We start from the raw sequence: 20248 nt of genomic DNA on the forward strand, positions 1-20248 counted from the left end.
TACAATCGTAATTCACATTTGTAATTTTTATATTGGGTGGTACATCTGAAGTTTAATTTACAACTTCAAAAATATACGCGGAATGAATTTTTATTATTGATTTATATTTGAGGTCTCGTTTTATTAAATGGTACTGTCGAGTTTTGGAAACCGCCATGGCAGACAGACCACAAAACCCACCCCTTTCCCTTGACGGCGACGTGACCACCGAACTCGCCCGGAACATGGAGCGCGACCTCGTGTTCGTGATGCGTTTCATGGGGGAAAGCCAGTATCTGATGCAGAGCCATTTCCACGATTTTATCCTTCGGGAACTGGCTGCTACGGGCGTGACGGCGGAGACCCACCCGATGATCCACGCCTTTGCGGAGAGGCATGCGATCTTGCTGCGCGACTTCGTCTTCTCGGGGGTCTCATTGTCACGGCAGTTCCGTGTCGAGGAGATGGAGAAGTTGACGCGAGATCCAATGATCCGGGTCGATGTCTGGGACCAGCTTCGCAGTCACATCACGATGGCGGAGGCTCAATTCAGAGGGCAGTTGCCGGAATTGCCGGTCATTCTCGAGTCTTGGAAAGCGCCACAGGATCCGAGCGGCAACGATCGAAAATGACTGTGTTTCAATGATTTCCGCCGCTCGGGTTGCCACGCACAGGCATGGCATTGCCATTGGCGTGAAGGTCCGCCCGGGACGCCGGTCTTATTGGAGAAACAGGGGAATTCACAATGGCCGATGAAGACAAGGATCTACTCGACGCTCTGGTTCGCAAACGCGTTTCGCTTGTTTCGACGGTTTCGGCACTGACTGCCAAGGCGTTGAAGCTCGCCCAGGCGATTTCCGGTGTCGATATGGACATCCTTCGGCTCGAGCTTGAGATCAGTCGAAATGCCCCGAGCACCCAACTGGTGCAGGAATTGCATGAGAGTCAGGAGAATGCGGCGCGGATGCGAGCGGCACACGATGATTGCCTGGAGGAAATAGCGGCCGCGGAAGAGGAAGTTGCCGACGTGGACCGGCAGATCGCGGTGGCGCGTCAGGATTAGGGAGGATTTTCATGAACCAGCAGACTGTTCCCAATCCCGGGCTGTTCGACTTACTGGCCCGTGAATGGCAATGCCCAGCCGCCCGCCTCTGTTTCAATGATGACGACACGATGCTCGCGATCATGGGCGCTGACGGCGCTGCCGCAATTGCGCGGCTGGCTGACAACGAGCCGCCGGAAGCCCGCATCAAGATCGAGAGCGGACAGATGACCATCAGTCCGCGGCAGGGCAGGCCGGCGCCGCTGATTCGGACGAGGCTGCAGGACGGGGCGGCCCTATCCGCCTGTCAGGGAGGAGACTTCCTCGTCTTGACCGGAAATGGCGAACTCCTTCGCTTGAGCCGTGCCGGCATGCCCGGCGATCGGCTCGTCACGGACAAGCTTCCCATTGCCGCCTTTGATCACAATGGTCCGGCCGGCGTTACGGCGGCCATGGCAGCGGACCGGCTTTACCTGCAGTCCGAGAGCAGGGGGGTGATCGCCGAAATCGGGTTCGAGGGTCAGACGGCCGATATCCTGTCCATTTCCGATGATGGTGCCATGATCGCGCTTGCGGGTACTGGCGGACTCATCATTTGCCGGTCCGATACATTATCCCGACCCGAGCGCCTGGCCACGTTGCCCGCGCGGCCGCTGTCGTTGCAGTGGAGCGCCGACGGCCGGTGGCTGGCATGTGGTCTGGAGACTGGTGGATTGCGTCTGCTCGACACGGCGAGCGGGCGGGTGGCCAATCTCATCGATTTTCCGGGTCCGGTCGGCGTGCTCGGCTGGAACCGCGCGGCCAATGCCCTCGTTGCATCCGGTGCCTTCCGCATCGCCGGATGGTCGATGGACACGCCGCCCTTTGATACGAGCGCGGCGGGTGCACTCGGCACGGGCCGGCCTGGCCTTGCCGTTGTGGAAGCGGTGGCGGCGCATCCCGCCAATCGGCTGGTCGCGGCCGGCTATGCAAATGGTCGGGTTGTCGTCGCACAGATCGGCTCCCCAGAAGAACTGATCGTGCGCCAGGCGGGCGGCGCGGTCCATGAATTGCGATGGAGCAACGACGGCAATCATCTGGCGCTGGCCGACAGTCTCGGCAGTGTCGCCGTCGTCACCTTTCCCAAACAACTCTTCAAGTAGCAGCGAGTGGAGGACATCATGCAAAAGGAACTGACGGCAGAGGAAAAAAGCAAGGACGCCTTTTTCGAGAGGATTGCCAGACTATCCCAGGAGATGGTTGCCGAGCACGGCAGGGATTTCAGCATGGGCGCCCTGGTGCTTGGCGCGCGATGGATCGCCGAAGGGCGTGCCGACGGCGACAGAAAGACCAACTAACGACTTTTGCCGCCGCCGGACGGTCATCAACCGTAAGCCGGCGGCGGGAAAATATGCTTTGCAGATCAAGACGCGGCAGGGGGCCGATTCAGGCCAGGCGCGGCATGTCCCGATGCATGTTGCGCTCTTCGCGATAGAGCAGACAGACCGTGCGGAGCACGGAGGCCAGATTGGGTGCGCTGCCGTGCTGCTCCAGCGCTTCGTAATAAAGTTCGGCGATAAGTTTCGCGGTCGACATTCCCTCTAGGGCGGCCATATCCTCCAGCGTTCTCCAGAATGCATCTTCCAGACGCACGCTGGTTGAATGTCCGGAGATACGTACGGACCGGTTGATTTTGATAAACCGCTCGCGACTCTGCGTCGTTAGCATCCTGCACATCATGCTTTTCTCCTCCCTGCTCATTCAGCGTAGTCCGCCAAGGCGACAATGCGAGAGGCTCGATATGCCGAGGGTCAATGTCCTCCGCCATCGGCGAACATCAATCCAGCGGCGTTTGACGGGATCGTAAAGCCTGTCGGCCACAATCGGATCCCGTCATTTCGGCCCCCGCGCTATGTCGGCCAGCTCAGGGGATGAGCACGGCACGCCCGTGAATCTTGCCGTTGTGGAGATCCCTGAGCGCCTGATTGGCATCGGAAAGCCGATATTCGACCGTCGTCAGATCGACCAGACCCCGGTCGGCAAGTGCCATCAGTTCGACCAGCTCGGCCCAGGTGCCGACCAGATTGCCGATGATGTTCTTCTCGGTGATGACCATATCCACCGTCGGCACGCGGATATCCTCGCCGTAGCCGACGACGTAATAGCTGCCCATGGGGCGAGTCATGGCGAGCCCCTTGGTCGTGGTGCCCTTTTCGCCCACGAAATCGATCACGGCCTCGGCGCCTTGTCCGCCCGTCAGCTGCAGCACGGCTTCCACCTCGTTGCCATCGGCCTTGACCGTCTTGTCGGCACCGACCTTGCTGGCAAGCGTCAGCGACGCGTCGGACTTGTCGACGACGACGACGTCGGCCGCACACATCGCCTTGAGGCACTGGATGCCAATGTGACCGAGACCGCCGGCGCCGATGACGACGCAGGTCTCGCCGGGCAGAAGATGCCGGGTGGCCTTCTTGATGGCCCGATAGGCCGTGAGGCCGGCATCCGCGTATGGTGCAACATCCTTGGGCGCCAGCGTCTTCGGTAGGGCGACGATGTTGCGTTCCGACGTGCAGAGGTATTCAGAATAACCGCCGTTGCAATCGAGCCCCGGGAATTTTCCCGGACCGTGCATGTCGAAACCCCGGCGGCAGGCGAGGCACGTGCCGCCCGAAATCTTCGGGTGGACGATGACCGGATCGCCGACCTTGATGCCTTCGACCTCCTTGCCGACCGCTTCCACCCAGCCAGCATTTTCATGGCCCATGATGAGCGGCAGCAGATCGTTGCCGTTCGGGTCCATGTGCGGACGCCACACACCCTCGATGATGTGGAGGTCGGTACGGCAGACGCCCGCTCCACCGATCCGGACGATGACATCCGTCGATTTGCTGATGGCGGGATCCGGGACGTTCTGAAGCGAGACCCATTGGTCCGCCGTCAGCGCATCGTCGTATTTCGTGAGCACCTGTGCCTTCATGTCGTTTCTCCTCCTCCTTCAGCGGAACATCTATCCGCTTCTCCGAGAAAGAGTGGCAAGCGCCATGCCAAGCCTCGCGAATCAGTAAAATCAATGGGTTGGTTTATGTTTCGGTTTGCCGCGATGTTCAGCGGCTGGACGCTTGTCCGCTTCGACTGTTCAGTTTGTGTCTATTGCAAGGGGCATGGCGCCGCCTTATCCTTCGCAAATGGGTGACGCATGAGGAGGAGCCATGCAACATCTGTCGGGTATCGATCGCGCGCGTTATGCGCTTGAGAAGGGCCAGAGGATTCCTGTGGGCGCCCTGCAGCCGGTCGTTGCCGCGAGCTGGCAACGCTGCCGCGACAACGGCCTCGATCCCCACAAGCCGCCGCCGCAACAAGTCATTTCGTTTTCCGATATCAAGCGTAGGCGGGAGGCGAAGTCGGCTATGCGCCATCTGGCCCTGGCGGAAATGCAGCTTCTCTATTCACAAATCGCCGGCTCCAACTTCATGATTGCGCTCGCTGACGCTGACGGTGTCGTGATGGATACGATCAGCGACCAGCATTTCGCCGACAGCGAGGCTGGGCGCGCCATCCTGCCGGGCAGCGTCTGGAGCGAAGGCGAACGCGGCACCAATGCGCTCGGTCTTGCCGCGGCAATTGGAACATCCGTGGCGATCTATGGCCGGGAACATTATTTTGCCGGTCATGGTCATCTGAGTTGCATGGCTGCTCCGATCCTCAATCCGCATGGCGAGATATGTGGTTTGCTCGATGCCTCGTGCACGCATGAGGCACGGCAGGAACATACGCATGCGCTCGTGCGCATGGCGGCAGCGCAGATAGAAAAGGGGCTGGTTTATCGGGAATGCTCCGACAGCTTCGTCTTTGCCTTCCATCCGCGCGTGGAATATCTCGATACTTTGTCCGCTGGCCTCCTATCCGTCTCGCCGGACGGTTGCGTCACGTCGATCAACAGTCGTGGCAAGGTGCTGCTGGCGGGTCTACCCGCTATGCTCGGCAGTCACTTCGACACGCTGTTCGAAGCGGGGTTCGGGGCGGCAATGGACGGCCTTCTCAATGGCGGCTGCATTCGCATCCGCGATCGTGCCGGGAGTGGCGTCTTCATGATCTGCCGGCAGATCGGGCAGGGTCGGCTCGCCGCGCGCAAGCCTGTGGCGTCGGCTGTTCCCCCGTTGCTGCAAAAGCAGGACATGCCGGATTTCGTCTGCGACGACCATAGCGTAAAGCGGTCGCTCGGCGATGTCTCCAGCGCGGCGAAGCTGCGCATGCCCATGCATATTACCGGCGAAACGGGCACCGGAAAGGAATTGATGGCGCGGCACATCCATCGCGTCAGCGGCCGCAAGGGCGAGTTCGTTGCCGTGAATTGTGGCGCTGTGCCTGAGGATCTCTTTATCGCCGAGATATTCGGACATGAACGCGGCGCCTTCACCAATGCGCGGACGGAGGGTGCACCGGGTCTTGTCCGCAGTGCCGATCGGGGAACATTGTTCCTCGATGAGGTGGCGGAAATCCCTCTTGCCGCCCAGACCTCGCTGCTGCGTTTCCTCGACAGCATGGAAGTGCGCGCGGTCGGTGGCCAAAAAGTCGATAAGGTAGACGTGCAGATCGTCTCCGCCACCAACCGCGACCTTGAGCGAATGGTCACCGAGCGGCTGTTCCGCGCCGACCTGTACTACCGGCTCAACGCCTTCACCGTGCATCTGCCTCCGCTCAGAGCACGCAGCGATTTTGCAGCGATTGTGCGCTATCTGATGGAGAAAATGGCGCCCGGCATGCCTGTGACCGATGCAGCGATCGCCAATCTCTCGATGAGGCACTGGCAGGGCAATATCCGCGAACTAAAGACGGTGTTGCAGCGAGCGCTGGTACGGCGACGTACCGATTATATCGATGAGGATTGCTTTGACGAAGCCGTGCCTGCCTTAAATTCGTCTGAGGACTGCTGCGAGGAATGCCGGCGCCGCCCGCTCAGCCGTGCGAAATGCCAGGAGATACGCTCGGTCTATCGCAGGACCAATGAGAACGTCTCGCAGACCGCCCGCGCCCTCGGCCTTTCCCGGACGACGGTGTACAAACATGTCGGCTCACCGCAGGGATATCGGACGCTCGTGGAATAGGCGCCCGACGGCACGAGCACGGATTCGGCTGTTCTGAGCCGCTCCTTACCCAGCCGCACCGACAATGCGGCTACGACCCAGCGCCTTGAACACCGTCTGCACGATGCCGGCCCGGTCTAGACCGGCTTTCGCGTTCATGACCTCGGGCTTGGCCTGTTCCATCCAGATGTCCGGCATCACCAGCGTGCGAATCTTCAGCCCGTTGTCGAGCAGGCCTTCGGTGGCGAGGAACTGCATGACCTGACTGCCGAAGCCGCCGACCGAGCCTTCCTCGATGGTGATCAGTACCTCGTGGTGGCTGGCAAGCTGGCGGATGAGATCGTGGTCCAGCGGCTTGGCGAAGCGAGCGTCGGCAACCGTCGTCGGCAGGCCGGCGGCATCAAGATCTTCCGCGGCGACGAGACTGTCGGCGAGACGCGTGCCGAAGGACAGCAACGCTACTTTCGAACCCTGCTTGACGATGCGGCCCTTGCCGATCTGAAGAATTTCACCGCGTTCCGGCAGCTCGATGCCGACGCCTTCGCCGCGCGGATAACGGAAGGAGATCGGGCCAAGATCGTAGGCAGCCGCCGTGCGCACCATATGCTTCAGTTCCGCTTCATCGGAGGCGGCCATGACCACGAAACCGGGCAGGGTGGCGAGAAAGGCCGTGTCGAAGGAACCGGCATGAGTCGGTCCGTCGGCGCCGACGAAACCGGCGCGGTCGATCGGGAAGCGCACCGGCAGACCTTGGATCGCGACATCATGCACCACCTGGTCATAGGCGCGCTGCAGGAAGGTCGAATAGAGTGCCGCGAACGGCTTGAAACCCTCGGCGGCTAGGCCGGCTGCGAAAGTAACGGCATGCTGCTCAGCAATGCCGACGTCGAAACAGCGGGCCGGGAAAAATTCCTGCAGCTTGTCGAGGCCGGTGCCGTTCGGCATGGCGGCGGTGATGCCGACGATTTTGTCGTCCAGCATGGCTTCCTGCACCAGAGCATCGGCGAAGACGCTGGTGTAGCTCGGTGCGTTCGGCTTGACCTTGGCCTGGGCACCGGTGATGACGTCGAACTTGTTGACGCCGTGATATTTGTCCGCCGCTGCTTCGGCAGGGGCGTAGCCCTTGCCCTTTTGCGTCACGACATGGATCAGCACCGGGCCCTGTGCATGGTCCCGTACATTACGCAGCACCGGCAGCAGGTGGTCGAAGGAATGACCGTCGATCGGGCCGATATGATAGAAACCCATCTCCTCGAACATCGTCCCGCCGGTGACATAGCCCCGCGCGTGTTCCACGGCGCGGGTGATGGCGCGGTCGACATTTTTGCCGAGGTAGGCGGTCAGCTTTTTGCCGAAATCGCGAAAGCCCATATAGGTGCGGCCGGAGGCGAGGCGAGCGAGATAGGCGCTCATGGCCCCGGTCGGCGGTGCGATCGACATGTCGTTGTCGTTGAGGATGACGATCAGCCGGGCGTCGAGGGCGCCGGCATTGTTCAGCGCCTCATAGGCCATGCCGGCCGACATCGCGCCGTCGCCGATAACTGCAATGACGCGGCGATCGGTCTTGTCGAGTTCGGCGGCGACCGCCATGCCGAGACCGGCGGAGATCGATGTGGAGGAATGCGCCGCACCGAAGGGATCGTATTCGCTCTCCGCGCGGCGAGTAAAGCCGGAAAGCCCGCCTTCCTGGCGCAGCGTGCGGATGCGCTCGCGACGGCCGGTCAGGATCTTGTGCGGATAACACTGATGGCCGACGTCGAAGATCAGGCGATCGTTGGGCGTGTCGAAGACATTGTGGATGGCGATGGTGAGTTCGACGACGCCGAGGCCGGCGCCAAGATGTCCACCCGTGCGCGATACCGCATCGATCATCTCGTCGCGGAGTTCGCGGGCGAGTTGCGGCAAGTCTCGGTCCTCCAGCTTTCGCAGGTCGGAAGGATAGTGGACCTGGTCCAGCAGGGGTGTCTCTGGCATGTGTGTCAAGGCTGAAGCCTCTTTCTTGCTATTCTTGGGCGGCAGCCCGCCTTTATCTCAAAACAGATTGCGGCAAAAGGCGCCGAATTCAAGGAGTTCCTGAACAAGAAACATTTGGCATTGTTATGAACTCGTTAGCTTTCCGGCAAAGGAATAAACTCTTCCTCGTCTCCCGGCACGATGTCGAAACGGCCGGTGCGCCATTCTTCCTTGGCCTTTTCGATGCGTTCCTTGGAAGATGACACGAAATTCCACCAGATATAGCGCTTCGAATTGAGCGCTGCACCACCAAAAAGCATAAGATGACAGCCATTTTCGGCTGTCTCGAGGGTGATGGCGTCGCCAGGGCGGAAGACGAGGAGCTGATCCTGTTCGAAACGGTCGCCGGCAACAAGAAGCGAGCCGGAGAGAATATAAACCGCACGCTCCTCATGGCCCGCGCCGAAGGGAAACTTCGTGCCGGGCTGAAGCTGAAGGTCGACATAGAGCGTGTCTGAGAAGACCTTGACCGGCGAAGTCACGCCCTCGAAACTGCCGACGACCACGCGGCCCATCGCGCCGCCTTCTTCGATCAGCGGCAGGTCGCTTTTTTCAGTATGGGCAAAGGCTGGGTCGATCTCTTCCTTGTCGTCCGGCAGGGCAAGCCAGGTTTGCAGGCCGGATATCGACAGCGGATGGCCGCGCAGATTATACGGCGTGCGCTCGGAATGCACGATGCCGCGCCCAGCCGTCATCAGGTTGATGTCGCCGGGACGAATGACCTTTTCCGTGCCCAGGCTGTCCATGTGCCGGATTTCCCCGTCAAAAAGATAGGTGACGGTCGACAGGCCAATATGCGGATGTGGCCTCACATCCACCGCTTCGTCGGGTCTGAGCACCGCCGGACCCATACGGTCAAAGAAGATAAACGGCCCCACGAGCCGCCGCCGGCTGCTCGGGAGCGCGCGGCGGACGGAAAAGCCGCCGAGATCCGTCGTGCGCGGAATGATGAGATGCTCGATTGCGTCGCAGGCGAAGGTATCGCCGGGCAGTGGATCTTTGCCAGGAAAGAACGACATGGCGGGATCTCCATTGAGTTGCGGATTAACTTAGCCGGAAAGAGGAATAAGCGATAGCCGAAGCTGCCGAGATACCGAAGCGTGAGGTTTGCCTACCGAAAGGCACAGATGGTCGCATCATCGCCTGCTTTGCTCTTCGATACCAAGTATTGGCCGTCATGGCAGGGAGTCCAGCCGCCGATGGTCTCGCTCGACGCCGCTAGCGGTAGGTCCTGGCGAGCGTTGTGCCTTACTGTCCGTCCAGCGGCTCCGTCCCCTGCGGCTTGCCGGCCCGGTCGAGCCTGATCTTCTCGATGCGGTTCTCGGCCGCCGAGAGCAGGGCTTCGCAATGTTTCTTCAGCGCTTCGCCGCGCTCGTAGATGGCGATGGATTCGTCGAGCGCCACGTCGCCGCGTTCCAACCGCGCCACGATGCTTTCGAGCTCCGCCACGGCCTTTTCGAAGGAATAGCCGGACACATCCACTTTGGCGCTTTCGCTCATCGTCAACCCTTCATCATGCGCAGAATATGCAAGCCCGCCGATTCGGCGAGCCCTTCCAGATCATAGCCACCTTCGAGCAGGCTGACGACCCGGTTCTTCGCGCTGCGGTCGGCAGCTTCCAGGATACGCCCGGTCGCCCAGTCGAAATCCTCGCCCATCAAGTTCAGTTGCGCGAGGGGATCGCGATGGTGGGCGTCGAAGCCGGCGGAGATGATGATGAGGTCGGGGCGGAAATCATCGAGCGCCGGAAGGACTCGCGATTTGAAAGCCTCCCGGAAATGGTCGCCGCCGGTATTAGGCGAAAGCGGCGCGTTGACGATGGTATTATGCGCGCCGCGCTCGTCCTTTTTGCCGGTGCCGGGGTAAAGCGGCATTTGGTGGGTCGAACAGAAGAGCACCGACGGGTCGTCCCAGAAGATGTCCTGGGTGCCGTTGCCGTGGTGCACGTCCCAATCGACGATGGCGACACGCTCGGCCCCGTGAACCTTCTGGGCATGACGGGCGGCGATCGCCGCGTTGTTGAAGAAGCAGAAGCCCATGGCCTTGGTCTTCTCGGCATGGTGTCCGGGCGGGCGGGCCGCGACGAAGACGTTGTCGGCCGCACCCGAGAACACGTCGTCGACCGCCGCCATCGCGGCACCGACGCCGTGCAGTACCGCCTGCATCGTCTTCGGGCTGGCATAGGTGTCGGCCTCGAGCTGGTTGATTTCGCCCTCGTCGCCGCTATCAGGTATCGAGCGCAGGACGAAGGTCAGATGTTCTTCCGGATGCGCGAGCAGAACGGCGTCCTCATTGGCGAGCGGCGCCTTGCGCCGGTCCAACCGCGCGAAGTTCGGGTGCTCCAGCGCAATATTCAGCGACCGCAGCCGGTCAGGCCTCTCCGGATGACCCGGAGGGGTAAGGTGTTCAAGAAAGATCGGATGCTCGTAAAGACGTGTGCTCATGAAACCAAATCTATAGACCAGATATGACATCTGCTACAGGGACATGGGCAGTATCACCATAATGTCAACAATCCATCTTAACCACGTTAAGTGACCGCCCGTTTACTTCCTGAAGCGCGATGTTAAGCTTTCATTAAGGTGAGAGGCGCGCCGGCCAGGGTTTTGCGTGATGATGAATGTAGAACGATCCGATGTCATCGAGATGCGAGTACCGCCTCGCGATGTCGACAGGCACGGGCAGATGTTCATCGCCTCCTATATCTCCCAGGCGGAGACAGCATTGTCGAAATTCTGGCGCGCCCGGCCGCTGGTCAGCGACGAGCCCACCTATATCCCCACCAAGGCCTCCTGCTCGCTGCATCGGGCGCTGCGCTATGACGATCTCGCCCGCTTTTCGGTCAGCGTCAACAAGATCGGCGGCAAGTCCATCGGCTTCCTGGTCATGGTCGAAACCGGCAACGAACTGGCGGCGGAGGTGGAAATCCTCTGGTTGGCGGTGCGCGGCGAGGAACATGATCCCGTGGCACTGCCCGAAGATACCCGCGACTGGCTCTACAAATACCTGGACTGACTTCTTAGTTGATCACGATCCTGTCCGAAAACCGTTTCACAGTCGATGCGTGGTCCTTCAGTTAAGGATCGTCCTCAGCTCCGCTGCGGCAGCAGGGGATAGCCGACCATGACGGCGCGACCGACGAGGGCGGCGACGACAGCTTTGACTAGATCGCCGGGAATGAAGCCCATCGACCCCAGGAACGCTTTGGTGAAGCCGAGATTTGCGGCAATCGCGAGCCAGGCAATACCGAAAGCGTAGAGAACCACGACGCCGCCGGCCACTGAAGCGATGAAGAAGCCGATACCTTGGGCGAGGCCCGTCTGTTCGGCCTTCACAAGCCGCTCGGAAAGATAGCCGGTAACGTAAGCGGCGAAGATCCAGCCGATGAAGAAACCGGCGGTCGGGCCGACGAAGACGGCAAGCCCGCCGCGGCCGCCCGATAGCACCGGCAGGCCGATCGCCACCAGCACGACGACAATCAGTACCGCGATCGCACCGCGTTTCGCGCCGAGCACCACACCCGCCAGCATGACGCCGAGCGATTGCGCCGTAATCGGCACCGGGATGATGCCGATCGAGATCGGCGGCAGTAGGCCAAGCGCCACGATGATGGCCGCAAAAAGCGCGGAGAGGACGAGGTCGCGAGTGCTCATGACGGCTCCATTCGAAAACACAGTCTTTTCAATGCCGCCGAATGCCGCGGGCGTCAATCGCAGCCGCGATATTATCGGCATCGCACAAGGTCAGGATGATCAGCGGCACCAGCGCGGTAGTGATGCGGATTTTGATCCCGCGCGCCTCATGCGCCTCTCGGATGGCGCGGTAACGGTCGAGAATTTCCGGAACGAAGCGCACGACGAGGCCCACCGCAAGGCCGATATCGGCAGCCTTCAGCAGGCCGATCTTTTCCAATGGCGCGGCAAGCGCCGTGATCTCGTCCATGAAGGCGGCGATCGACGTCGTTGCCGTCACCGAGGCCGCGAAAAGCATGAGCGCGGTCAGGCGCAGCACGGTGACGATAGCGACATGGACGGGATTGAAGATCAGGCTGAACAGCGCGACGACTATGATGGTCAGAATGACCGGCCGCAGCCGCCGCAACGCTTCGCTCATCGGCAACCCGCTGCGGAAATAGAGGAGGGCGCCGCCGGCGACGGCGAGCCCGAGCAGCGTGAGGGAGCTCGTCAGGAACAATAGGATGCCGAGAGCGGCCAGCACGCCGAGCTTCACGCGTGGCGTCAATCGATGCATCCAGGTATCGGCGTCGACGTGCAATGTCTGCATCAGCCGGCCAGCTCCCTGTAGCGTGCGATGGCCTCGGTGGGCGACGTATCGGCGACGAGGCAGCCTTTGTCGAACAGCAGCACGCGATCGAAATCCTCGACCAGCGGCAGGTCATGGCTGATGACGATGACATGTTCCGGCAAGCCGGCAATGGTTGTCTGCACCAGCGCCCTGTTCCTGAGATCGAGCTGATTTGTCGGTTCATCGAGGATGAGGACGTCCGGCCCGGTGACGAGCACGGAGCAGAGAGCGGCCATCTGCAGCTCGCCGCCGGAAAGCTCATGCGCCCGCCGTGCAGCGAGATGCCGCACGCTGAACCGGTCGAGAATGCCGTCCACCGCCGCCTCGATCTCGCTCCTGCCGAGGCCGCGAGCCTTGAGACCGAAGGCGATGTCGTCGCGAATGATCGGCAGGATGATCTGGTTCTGCGGTGACTGGAAGATATAACCGACCTTGCCGAGCACCGATTTGGCGTCGGTGACGGTGTCGAGCCCGTTGACGGTGACCCGGCCGGTCGTAGGCTTCGTAAGCCCGTTGATCAGCCGCGCAAACGTTGTCTTGCCGGAGCCGTTGAGCCCGATCACGCCGATGCGCCGCTCGCTCAGCGTCAGGCTGAGCGGCGAAAGCGCAAGCCGCGGACCGAAATTCACGCCGGCACTGTCAAAGCGGATATCCATCGCGGTCCTATAGCCCATCATGAGGAATTATCAAATCAGCGGCTGTTTGAAAGCATGGGAATTAATGCCTATGATTGATGCATGACGAATCTGCTTTCAAACCGCGATGCCCGCCGTGTCTTCCTCGCCAAGCAGGGGCTTTCCAATCCGCCGAACCGCGCCTTGACCAAGGCGAGGTTGCTGCAGTTGATCCACGATATCGGCTTCGTGCAGGTCGACAGCATCGCGACCGTCGAGCGGGCGCATCACCAGATCCTGTTTTCGCGCAACCAGACCTATCGGCGCGAACATCTAACCGAGCTTCTCGAAAAAGACGGGGCGCTGTTTGAAAACTGGACCCATGACGCTTCCATCCTGCCGAGCGCTTTCTTCGTCTATTGGAAGCACCGATTTCGCCGCGAGGAACTGGCAATCGTCGAGCGCTGGCGCAAATGGCGCGGCGAGGGGTTCGAGGCCGCCTTCGAGGAGACCTATGAACGCGTCCTGAAAAACGGCGCGATCACGGCCCGCGAGATCAAGGACGAAAATCATACCTCAGGTGGCTGGTGGAATTGGCATCCGAACAAGACGGCGCTCGAATATTTCTGGCGCACCGGCAAATTCGCGATCGCCGGCCGTACCAATTTCCAGAAAGTCTACGATCTGGTCGAGCGCGTATTGCCGGAAAATGTCCACACGCCTGAAGTCGATCACGACGAATTCGTCGACTGGGCCTGCCGCAGCGCTTTGCAACGCCTGGGGTTCGCCACGTCGGGCGAGATCGCCGCTTTCTGGGATCTGGTAACGCCGCAGGAGGCTAAGACCTGGGTCGAGGCGCATCGCGGCGAACTGTCGGAAATGCTGATCGAGCCTGCAGGTGACGGCAAGCCACGCCCTTCCTTCGCCTTCATGGGTTTCCCCGCCACGCTGGACAGCTTCCCCGAAGCTCCAGCGCGCATACGCGTCCTCAGTCCGTTCGATCCGACTTTGCGCGACCGTAACCGTACCGAACGCCTGTTCGGCTTCTTCTACCGCATCGAGGTCTTCGTGCCGGAGCCGAAGCGCGAATACGGTTATTACGTCTTCCCGCTTTTGGAAGGAGACCGGCTGATCGGCCGGATTGACATGAAAGCCGACAGGAAGGCTGGCACTCTCGACGTCAAACGCTTATGGCTGGAGCCGGGTGTTAAGCCGTCTGTCGGGCGGCTGGAGAAGCTGGAAGCGGAATTGGAGCGAGTGGCGCGGTTTACCGGCGTTGAGAAGGTGGTATTTTTGGACGGGTGGCGGGCAAGCTAACTTCGAGCTGCGCAAGGTGCGGCATATGTGGGCCCTATCTCGCCCTTGGCGGGCGAGAAAGCAAATTCACTGGTTTAGGAATTGCGATACCGGAAGCTCCACACATTCAAAAGCTTAGCGCAATTTCTAAGCCATTGAAATTGCAAGAGCGGGGGTCCGTTTCTTGCTCAACTTAGTTTAGGGATTCTGTGTGTCCCTGCCGACCCCCTCTCTTACAAAAACTTAGGCTTGGATAAGGGACAGGCCCTCATCCAAGCCTAAGTTTTCGCTTTCTCGCCCGCCAGGGGCGAGAGAAATCTTTCAGCAGAGCTCCGTCTTGGCGATCTTGATGCCAAACCCTTCTAGGCCGACATAGTGCCGCTCGCGGCTGGTGAGCAGCTTGATCGAGCTGACGCCGAGGTCTTTCAGGATCTGAGCGCCGAGGCCGATTTCCAGCCATTCATTGTCGCGGGCCTGGGCTTCGGCATGGGTCTCGTGACCGGGCTGGCGGGATTTGCGGCCGTTATCGAAATGACCGACGCCCACGGAACCTTCACGGAGATAGACGATAATGCCACGGCCCTCGTCGGCGATCTTCTTCATGTAGAAGTCGACGGGACGGCGCTTGCCGAACAGGTCTTCGGCCACGCTTTCCGGATGCAGGCGCACCGGAATGTCGATGCCGTCGCGAATGTCGCCAAAGATGACGGCGAGGTGCTGCATCGGGTCCCACGGCAGCGAATAGGTGTGAGCGCGTGCCTTGCCGAACGGCGTTTCGAGATCGAAGCTGGCACCAAGTTCGATCAGCGTTTCCTTGCGCTGGCGATAAGCGATGAGGTCGGCGACTGAGACGAGCTTCAGCCCGTGCTGCTCGGCGAAATCCAACACTTGCTGGCCGCGCGTCACCGTGCCGTCGTCATTGACGAGTTCACAGATGACGCCGATCGGCGGCAGGCCGGCGAGCTTGCAGAGGTCGACGGCGGCTTCGGTATGGCCGGAGCGCATCAGCACGCCGCCCTCGCGGGCAACCAGCGGGAAGATATGGCCGGGGCGAACGAAGTCGGCCGGGCCGACGTTCGGATTGGCGAGATTGCGCACTGTCAGCGTGCGATCGTCGGCGGAAATGCCCGTGGTCGTGCCATGCCTGAAGTCGACCGAGACGGTAAAAGCCGTGGTGTGCGCCGAATCGTTTTCCGCCACCATCGCGTTGAGGTTCAGGCGCTTGGCTTCCTCGCGCGGCATCGGCGTGCAGACGATCCCAGACGTATGGCGGACGATGAAGGCCATCTTGTCGGGCGTGCAATGGACGGCGGCGACGATCAGGTCGCCTTCATTTTCGCGATCGTTATCGTCCATGACGACGACGATCTCGCCGGCCTCGAAGGCTCGGAGGGCTTCCACGACGCGCTTCTGGTCATAGGCCATGAAAAAAGTCCTTATTTCAACCGGCCGGTCTGGCCGCGGTCTCTGAGGTAATGATCGGCGATAGCGCATGCAACCATCGCCTCGCCGATCGGCACGGCGCGAATGCCGACACAGGGGTCGTGGCGGCCCTTGGTGCGGATATCGACATTGTGGCCGTCGGCGTCGATCGATCGGCGCTCCGTCAGGATCGAGGACGTCGGCTTGATGGCGAAGCGCGCGATGACGGGTTCGCCGGTGGAAATGCCGCCCAGGATGCCGCCGGCATGGTTGGACAGGAAAATGCGGTTGCCGTCATTGCCCATGCGCATTTCGTCGGCGTTTTCTTCGCCGGTCATCTCGGCGGCTGCGAAGCCATTCCCAATCTCGACGCCCTTGACCGCATTGATCGACATCAGCAGCGAAGCGATATCCTGGTCGAGCTTGCCGTAGATCGGTGCGCCAAGGCCGGCCGGTACGCCTTCGGCGACGACTTCCACCACGGCGCCGACCGAGGAGCCGGCTTTGCGGATGCCGTCGAGATAGTCCTCCCAGACCGGTACGATTTGCGGATCCGGCGAGAAGAACGGGTTCTGGTCGACCTGCGCCCAATCCCACTTGGCGCGGTTGATCTTGTGCTTGCCGATCTGCACCAGCGCGCCGCGCACGGTGACGCCAGGCACGACGAGACGCGCGATGCCGCCGGCGGCGACGCGCGCCGCGGTCTCGCGGGCCGACGAGCGCCCGCCGCCGCGATAGTCGCGAATGCCGTATTTGACGTCATAGGTATAGTCGGCATGGCCCGGGCGGTAGCGACGAGCGATTTCGCCATAATCCTTGGAGCGCTGGTCGGTGTTTTCGATCAGCATCGAGATCGGCGTCCCGGTCGATATCATCGTCTCGCCGTCCTCATCCAGCATCACCCCGGACAGTATCTTGACGAGGTCGTCTTCACGGCGCTGCGTGACGAAACGCGACTGGCCGGGCTTGCGCTTGTCGAGCCAGGCCTGGATGTCCTCAAGCTTGAAACGGAGCCCGGGAGGGCAGCCGTCGACGACGCAGCCGAGCGCCGGCCCATGGCTTTCGCCCCAGGTGGTGACGCGGAAGAGGTGACCGAATGTATTGTGTGACATGGAAGCGACCGGATTGCTGCGGCCCGGCGGCCGCGCCCTTATCTCGTGGAATTGCGGCACACTCATAGGCCAAAAAGCCGCCGAGGCAAATCTTTCTTTCCGCGGTGACCGAGCAGGCGCCGCCAGCGCCGGAATCTGCCCGGCGCCTGACGTGGTAAACGAAGATTAATCCTTGCTGTGGATTGTGAAAATACATTCATCAATTGGGCGGCGAACGCCATTGTTGCGGGCAATTTCCGCCATATTCAAAGCGCTATCTGTACCCAATCAAGATTTAACACCGAAAATGAAGTTAAAAGGGTACCGCCGATGCGCTTCTTTGTTGCGACGCTCCTGGCCACGGCAAGTTTTCTCTCCCCCGTCGCCGGCTTTGCCGAAAGCGCTGACGTGGAGGCCACCATCAAGAAGGTCGATGAGAAGAATTTCAGCATAACTTTGGACGACGGCAAGAATTATCAGGCGCCCCAGGATTTCGATTTCACCGGTCTGAAGGCAGGCGTCAAGGTCGTCGTCTTCTATACCGAGATCGACGGCAAGCGCGTTATCAACGATCTCGATATCGTACAGTGAGAATTAGACGCCGTTAGCAGGCTGACGGCATTTTAAATCCAGCCGATGAGTTTCTGCTCAGGATCGATCTTCAAGATACGGTCCTGCGGGATATCCGCTTCGGCAGCATCTTCCTTCGGAACTTCACCGATCAGCCGGAACAGCGAGCGGATAACGCCGCCATGGGTCACGCAGACCGTCGGCCGATCGACTGACGTCAGCCAGGACCCGACGCGCCAGGAGAGGATTTCATAGCTCTCCGCATCCTCGCCGGGCGGGATAAAATCCCATTTGCCGGCATTGCGCTCGGCGAGGCGCTCGGCCTCGGTCGCCTTCAAATCCTTGATGGTAAAACCTTCCCAGGCGCCGAAGGAGACTTCGACCAGCCGTTCGTCGGTGCAATAGTCCTTGGGCGGCAGCCCCATGGCGTCGCGCGCGATCTCCATGGTCTCGCGGGTGCGCCTCAGTGGGCTCGCAACAAAATCGAAAGGCCGGTTTTCGAAGGAGAGAATTTCGCCAAGCTCAACACCGTTCTGCCGCGCTTGCGCGCGGCCGATGGCGTTGAGATCGATGTCCTTCTGCCCCTGCAGCCGACGCTCGGCATTCCAGTCCGTCTGACCGTGGCGTATCACATAGATGATGGGCGGCACGGTCAGATTTCCTGTTGATCAGTCCTTAACGACCGCGATGTCCGGCGCATCCACGGCCTTCATGCCAATGGCGTGATAGCCCGAATCGACATGGTGCACTTCGCCGGTAACGGCGGTGGAAAGATCGGAGAGGAGATAAAGCGCGGAACTGCCGACTTCATCGATCGAAACCGTACGCTTCAGCGGCGCGTTATATTCGTTCCACTTCAGGATGTAGCGGAAGTCGCCGATGCCAGCTGCAGCAAGCGTCTTGATCGGGCCGGCCGAAATGGCGTTGACGCGAATGCCGCGACCGCCGAGGTCGACGGCGAGATAGCGCACGCTCGCTTCGAGAGCGGCCTTGGCAACGCCCATGACGTTGTAATTCGGCATGACCTTTTCTGCACCATAATAGGTCAGCGTGATGATCGAGCCGCCGTCGTTCATGATGCGCTCGGCGCGCTGTGCGACGGCGATCAGCGAATAGACGGAGATGTCCATGGTGCGCGCGAAATTATCGCGGCTGGTGTCGACGTAGCGGCCGGTCAGTTCGTCCTTGTCAGAGAAGGCGATGGCATGCACGACGAAATCGATCCGGCCCCATTTGGCTTCCAGCGTGTCGATGACGGCGTCGATCGTTGCGGGTTCCGTAACATCGCAATGGCCTGCCATGAAGGCGCCAAGTTCCTGGGCGAGCGGCTCGACGCGCTTCTTCAAGGCGTCGCCCTGCCACGTCAATGCGATCTCGGCACCGGCTTCCGAACAGGCCTTGGCAATACCCCACGCTATGGAACGGTTGTTTGCAACGCCGAGGATGACGCCGCGCTTGCCTGCCATGAGGCCAGTGGCTTGAGCCATATTCTGCTCCCTTGAACTTTCGATTGATCCTGCCTATGGCATAGCCCGATCCCCTGTTCAAGCATCGGAAAGATCATCAACTGTTAGGGATCGTAACAAAGGGTGCGGTTGTCACTGAAATTTCACAGAAAAAAGCCCTCGCGCATGCTGCGCATCAAATCGGTAACTTTATCATCTGGTTTTTCCCACAGCATCAAGCGCAATTCCACCACAAGATCGCCTTTTCCGCCATGCCCATCCGGTAGTCCCTCACCGGAGATTCGGACGACCTGATCCGAACCGGACCAGGGGGGGACTGTCAGCTTGACCGGACCGTTCAATCCCTCGACCGTTGTCTCATAACCGAGCACCGCATTTTCGATGGTCACGGGAAGTGTCGTATGGACGTCCAGGCCCCTAAGCGTAAAGCGGCGGTCGGTGGAGAGGTGGATGGTGATGGCCACGTCGCCGCGCTGCATGCCCTGCAATTTCAGCCCCTGGCCCTTCAGATGCACGACTTGGCCGTTGCTGATATCCGTCGTGGCCTGAAAGCGCGCCTCCCGTCCGTCTGAGAGCGGAACGGTGATCCAGTGCCCCTTTAGCATGTCATCGAGGGTGACAGTCGCTTCGGCTGCGATCTCCGGCGTCTTCTCGGGCACCCTGTCCTGCGTGGTGCCGCCGGTGATGCGGCGTACGAGCGAGCCGAGGATGCCGAAGCGCGAGCGGACGACGCCCGGGCCGGTCCCGGTTGCAAGCTGCTCTTCGTCGGCAAAGGTTTCGCCGGTCTCGCCGCTGTTCGGCTCTTGCTGCTTGCCTGCCTCCGCGACACCGGTTTCGGTCGCAGTCTGATTCGGTGTCGCGCGAGCGGCCTTGGCGCCGAAAATGCGCTCGACCATATCCTCGGGTGACTCGGTTGCGGCGGCACCGGCAGCCTGCGGGTTGGCGGCCGACGCAGCCTTCTGCGCCTTCTGAGCATTGGCACGGGCGAGCTCTTCCAGGATCTTTTCGGCGTTGGCGCGCGCGGCCTTGGCACGTTCCGCGGCTTCGCGGGCCGCCTGGCGCTGCTGTATGATGGTTTGTTCTTTGCTTTGGCCGCTCGCTTCGGCCATGCGCGCCACCTGGTCATAACGGCCGCGCTTCTGCGGGTCCTTCAACGTCTCATAGGCACGGCCGATTTCGGCAAAGCGCTCCGTTGCCGTGGGATCGCCGATATTATGGTCGGGATGGACGGCCTTGGCGAGGCTGCGCCACGCCGCCTTGATTTCGTCTGCCCCAGCATCCCTTTTTACGCCAAGCACCTTGTAAGGATCGCGCATCATTGTAACCACCGTTTTGATGGGCGTGCCCGGCCTCGTGTGACACCCCAAAAGAAAGAAAAAGATATGGA

22 protein-coding genes are annotated in these 20248 nt (G+C 60.8%); 8 read left to right on the forward strand and 14 right to left on the reverse strand.

Going from position 1 to position 20248, the window contains the following annotated elements; all coding sequences use genetic code 11:
- Nucleotides 1-155 precede the first annotated feature (155 nt).
- From CCGE525_RS05460 to CCGE525_RS38230, 4 genes are all read left to right on the forward strand, one after another.
- Nucleotides 156-611 carry a hypothetical protein gene (locus CCGE525_RS05460; RefSeq protein ID WP_120703400.1) on the forward strand — a complete coding sequence of 152 codons (456 nt, stop codon included), beginning with the start codon at nucleotides 156-158 and terminating at the stop codon, nucleotides 609-611.
- Nucleotides 612-724: 113 nt separating this feature from the next.
- Nucleotides 725-1042 (forward strand): hypothetical protein, encoded by a 318-nt coding sequence (locus CCGE525_RS05465; RefSeq protein ID WP_120703401.1) that lies wholly within the window; start codon nucleotides 725-727, stop codon nucleotides 1040-1042.
- 11 nt (nucleotides 1043-1053) lie between these two features.
- Nucleotides 1054-2163 (forward strand): WD40 repeat domain-containing protein, encoded by a 1110-nt coding sequence (locus CCGE525_RS05470; RefSeq protein ID WP_120703402.1) that lies wholly within the window; start codon nucleotides 1054-1056, stop codon nucleotides 2161-2163.
- 18 nt (nucleotides 2164-2181) lie between these two features.
- Nucleotides 2182-2358, forward strand: coding sequence for a hypothetical protein (locus CCGE525_RS38230; protein WP_162950130.1), 177 nt, complete (start codon nucleotides 2182-2184; stop codon nucleotides 2356-2358).
- Between the two features lie 88 nt (nucleotides 2359-2446).
- Here the strand turns inward: CCGE525_RS38230 and CCGE525_RS05475 are convergent, their stop codons facing one another.
- Both CCGE525_RS05475 and CCGE525_RS05480 read right to left on the reverse strand, forming a co-directional pair.
- Entirely contained in the window at nucleotides 2447-2761 is a 315-nt protein-coding gene (locus CCGE525_RS05475; protein WP_342637434.1) for a ribbon-helix-helix domain-containing protein, read from the reverse strand.
- Nucleotides 2762-2924: 163 nt separating this feature from the next.
- Nucleotides 2925-3977 (reverse strand): NAD(P)-dependent alcohol dehydrogenase, encoded by a 1053-nt coding sequence (locus CCGE525_RS05480; protein ID WP_120703403.1) that lies wholly within the window; start codon nucleotides 3975-3977, stop codon nucleotides 2925-2927.
- A 232-nt stretch (nucleotides 3978-4209) separates the two neighbouring features.
- Between CCGE525_RS05480 and CCGE525_RS05485 the strand changes: the two genes are divergently transcribed.
- A complete protein-coding gene (locus CCGE525_RS05485) occupies nucleotides 4210-6105 on the forward strand; it encodes a sigma-54-dependent Fis family transcriptional regulator (RefSeq protein ID WP_120703404.1) in 1896 nt (631 codons plus the stop codon).
- A 45-nt stretch (nucleotides 6106-6150) separates the two neighbouring features.
- On the opposite strand, the gene dxs is transcribed toward CCGE525_RS05485, so the two are convergent.
- From dxs to CCGE525_RS05505, 4 genes are all read right to left on the reverse strand, one after another.
- Entirely contained in the window at nucleotides 6151-8067 is a 1917-nt protein-coding gene (gene dxs / locus CCGE525_RS05490) for a 1-deoxy-D-xylulose-5-phosphate synthase (protein WP_120703405.1), read from the reverse strand.
- Nucleotides 8068-8192: 125 nt separating this feature from the next.
- Nucleotides 8193-9116, reverse strand: a complete 924-nt coding sequence (locus tag CCGE525_RS05495) for a pirin family protein (RefSeq protein WP_120703406.1) — start codon at nucleotides 9114-9116, stop codon at nucleotides 8193-8195.
- Nucleotides 9117-9345: 229 nt separating this feature from the next.
- The gene (locus CCGE525_RS05500) at nucleotides 9346-9597 is read right to left on the reverse strand and encodes an exodeoxyribonuclease VII small subunit (protein ID WP_104825003.1); all 252 of its coding nucleotides are present in this window, start codon (nucleotides 9595-9597) and stop codon (nucleotides 9346-9348) included.
- Between the two features lie 2 nt (nucleotides 9598-9599).
- Nucleotides 9600-10541, reverse strand: coding sequence for a histone deacetylase family protein (locus CCGE525_RS05505; protein ID WP_120706270.1), 942 nt, complete (start codon nucleotides 10539-10541; stop codon nucleotides 9600-9602).
- A 169-nt stretch (nucleotides 10542-10710) separates the two neighbouring features.
- Here CCGE525_RS05505 and CCGE525_RS05510 point away from each other — a divergent pair, with 169 nt between their 5' ends.
- On the forward strand, nucleotides 10711-11112 hold the full coding sequence (locus CCGE525_RS05510) for an acyl-CoA thioesterase (protein ID WP_120703407.1): 402 nt from the start codon (nucleotides 10711-10713) through the stop codon (nucleotides 11110-11112).
- A 74-nt stretch (nucleotides 11113-11186) separates the two neighbouring features.
- On the opposite strand, the gene CCGE525_RS05515 is transcribed toward CCGE525_RS05510, so the two are convergent.
- From CCGE525_RS05515 to CCGE525_RS05525, 3 genes are read right to left on the reverse strand one after another with little or no spacing between them, the layout of a single operon-like run.
- The gene (locus tag CCGE525_RS05515; RefSeq protein WP_120706271.1) at nucleotides 11187-11750 is read right to left on the reverse strand and encodes a biotin transporter BioY; all 564 of its coding nucleotides are present in this window, start codon (nucleotides 11748-11750) and stop codon (nucleotides 11187-11189) included.
- A 28-nt stretch (nucleotides 11751-11778) separates the two neighbouring features.
- The gene (locus tag CCGE525_RS05520; protein WP_120703408.1) at nucleotides 11779-12381 is read right to left on the reverse strand and encodes an energy-coupling factor transporter transmembrane component T family protein; all 603 of its coding nucleotides are present in this window, start codon (nucleotides 12379-12381) and stop codon (nucleotides 11779-11781) included.
- On the reverse strand, nucleotides 12381-13058 hold the full coding sequence (locus CCGE525_RS05525) for an energy-coupling factor ABC transporter ATP-binding protein (protein WP_120706272.1): 678 nt from the start codon (nucleotides 13056-13058) through the stop codon (nucleotides 12381-12383). Before CCGE525_RS05525 ends, CCGE525_RS05520 begins: the two co-directional genes overlap by 1 nt.
- A gap of 81 nt (nucleotides 13059-13139) precedes the next feature.
- Between CCGE525_RS05525 and CCGE525_RS05530 the strand changes: the two genes are divergently transcribed.
- On the forward strand, nucleotides 13140-14333 hold the full coding sequence (locus CCGE525_RS05530; RefSeq protein WP_120703409.1) for a winged helix-turn-helix domain-containing protein: 1194 nt from the start codon (nucleotides 13140-13142) through the stop codon (nucleotides 14331-14333).
- Nucleotides 14334-14633: 300 nt separating this feature from the next.
- Here the strand turns inward: CCGE525_RS05530 and ribB are convergent, their stop codons facing one another.
- The gene (gene ribB / locus CCGE525_RS05535) at nucleotides 14634-15737 is read right to left on the reverse strand and encodes a 3,4-dihydroxy-2-butanone-4-phosphate synthase (RefSeq protein WP_120703410.1); all 1104 of its coding nucleotides are present in this window, start codon (nucleotides 15735-15737) and stop codon (nucleotides 14634-14636) included.
- A gap of 11 nt (nucleotides 15738-15748) precedes the next feature.
- Complete coding sequence (gene aroC, locus CCGE525_RS05540; RefSeq protein ID WP_120706273.1) at nucleotides 15749-16846, reverse strand: chorismate synthase; 1098 nt, start codon at nucleotides 16844-16846, stop codon at nucleotides 15749-15751.
- Nucleotides 16847-17155: 309 nt separating this feature from the next.
- Here aroC and CCGE525_RS05545 point away from each other — a divergent pair, with 309 nt between their 5' ends.
- The gene (locus CCGE525_RS05545) at nucleotides 17156-17416 is read left to right on the forward strand and encodes a DUF1344 domain-containing protein (RefSeq protein ID WP_120706274.1); all 261 of its coding nucleotides are present in this window, start codon (nucleotides 17156-17158) and stop codon (nucleotides 17414-17416) included.
- A gap of 32 nt (nucleotides 17417-17448) precedes the next feature.
- On the opposite strand, the gene CCGE525_RS05550 is transcribed toward CCGE525_RS05545, so the two are convergent.
- From CCGE525_RS05550 to CCGE525_RS05560, 3 genes are all read right to left on the reverse strand, one after another.
- On the reverse strand, nucleotides 17449-18045 hold the full coding sequence (locus CCGE525_RS05550; protein ID WP_120703411.1) for a histidine phosphatase family protein: 597 nt from the start codon (nucleotides 18043-18045) through the stop codon (nucleotides 17449-17451).
- Nucleotides 18046-18063: 18 nt separating this feature from the next.
- Entirely contained in the window at nucleotides 18064-18882 is an 819-nt protein-coding gene (gene fabI, locus CCGE525_RS05555; RefSeq protein ID WP_120703412.1) for an enoyl-ACP reductase FabI, read from the reverse strand.
- Between the two features lie 122 nt (nucleotides 18883-19004).
- On the reverse strand, nucleotides 19005-20177 hold the full coding sequence (locus CCGE525_RS05560; RefSeq protein ID WP_120706275.1) for a DnaJ C-terminal domain-containing protein: 1173 nt from the start codon (nucleotides 20175-20177) through the stop codon (nucleotides 19005-19007).
- Between the last annotated feature and the right edge of the window lie 71 nt (nucleotides 20178-20248).

The organism is Rhizobium jaguaris (assembly GCF_003627755.1).
GTDB lineage: Bacteria > Pseudomonadota > Alphaproteobacteria > Rhizobiales > Rhizobiaceae > Rhizobium > Rhizobium jaguaris.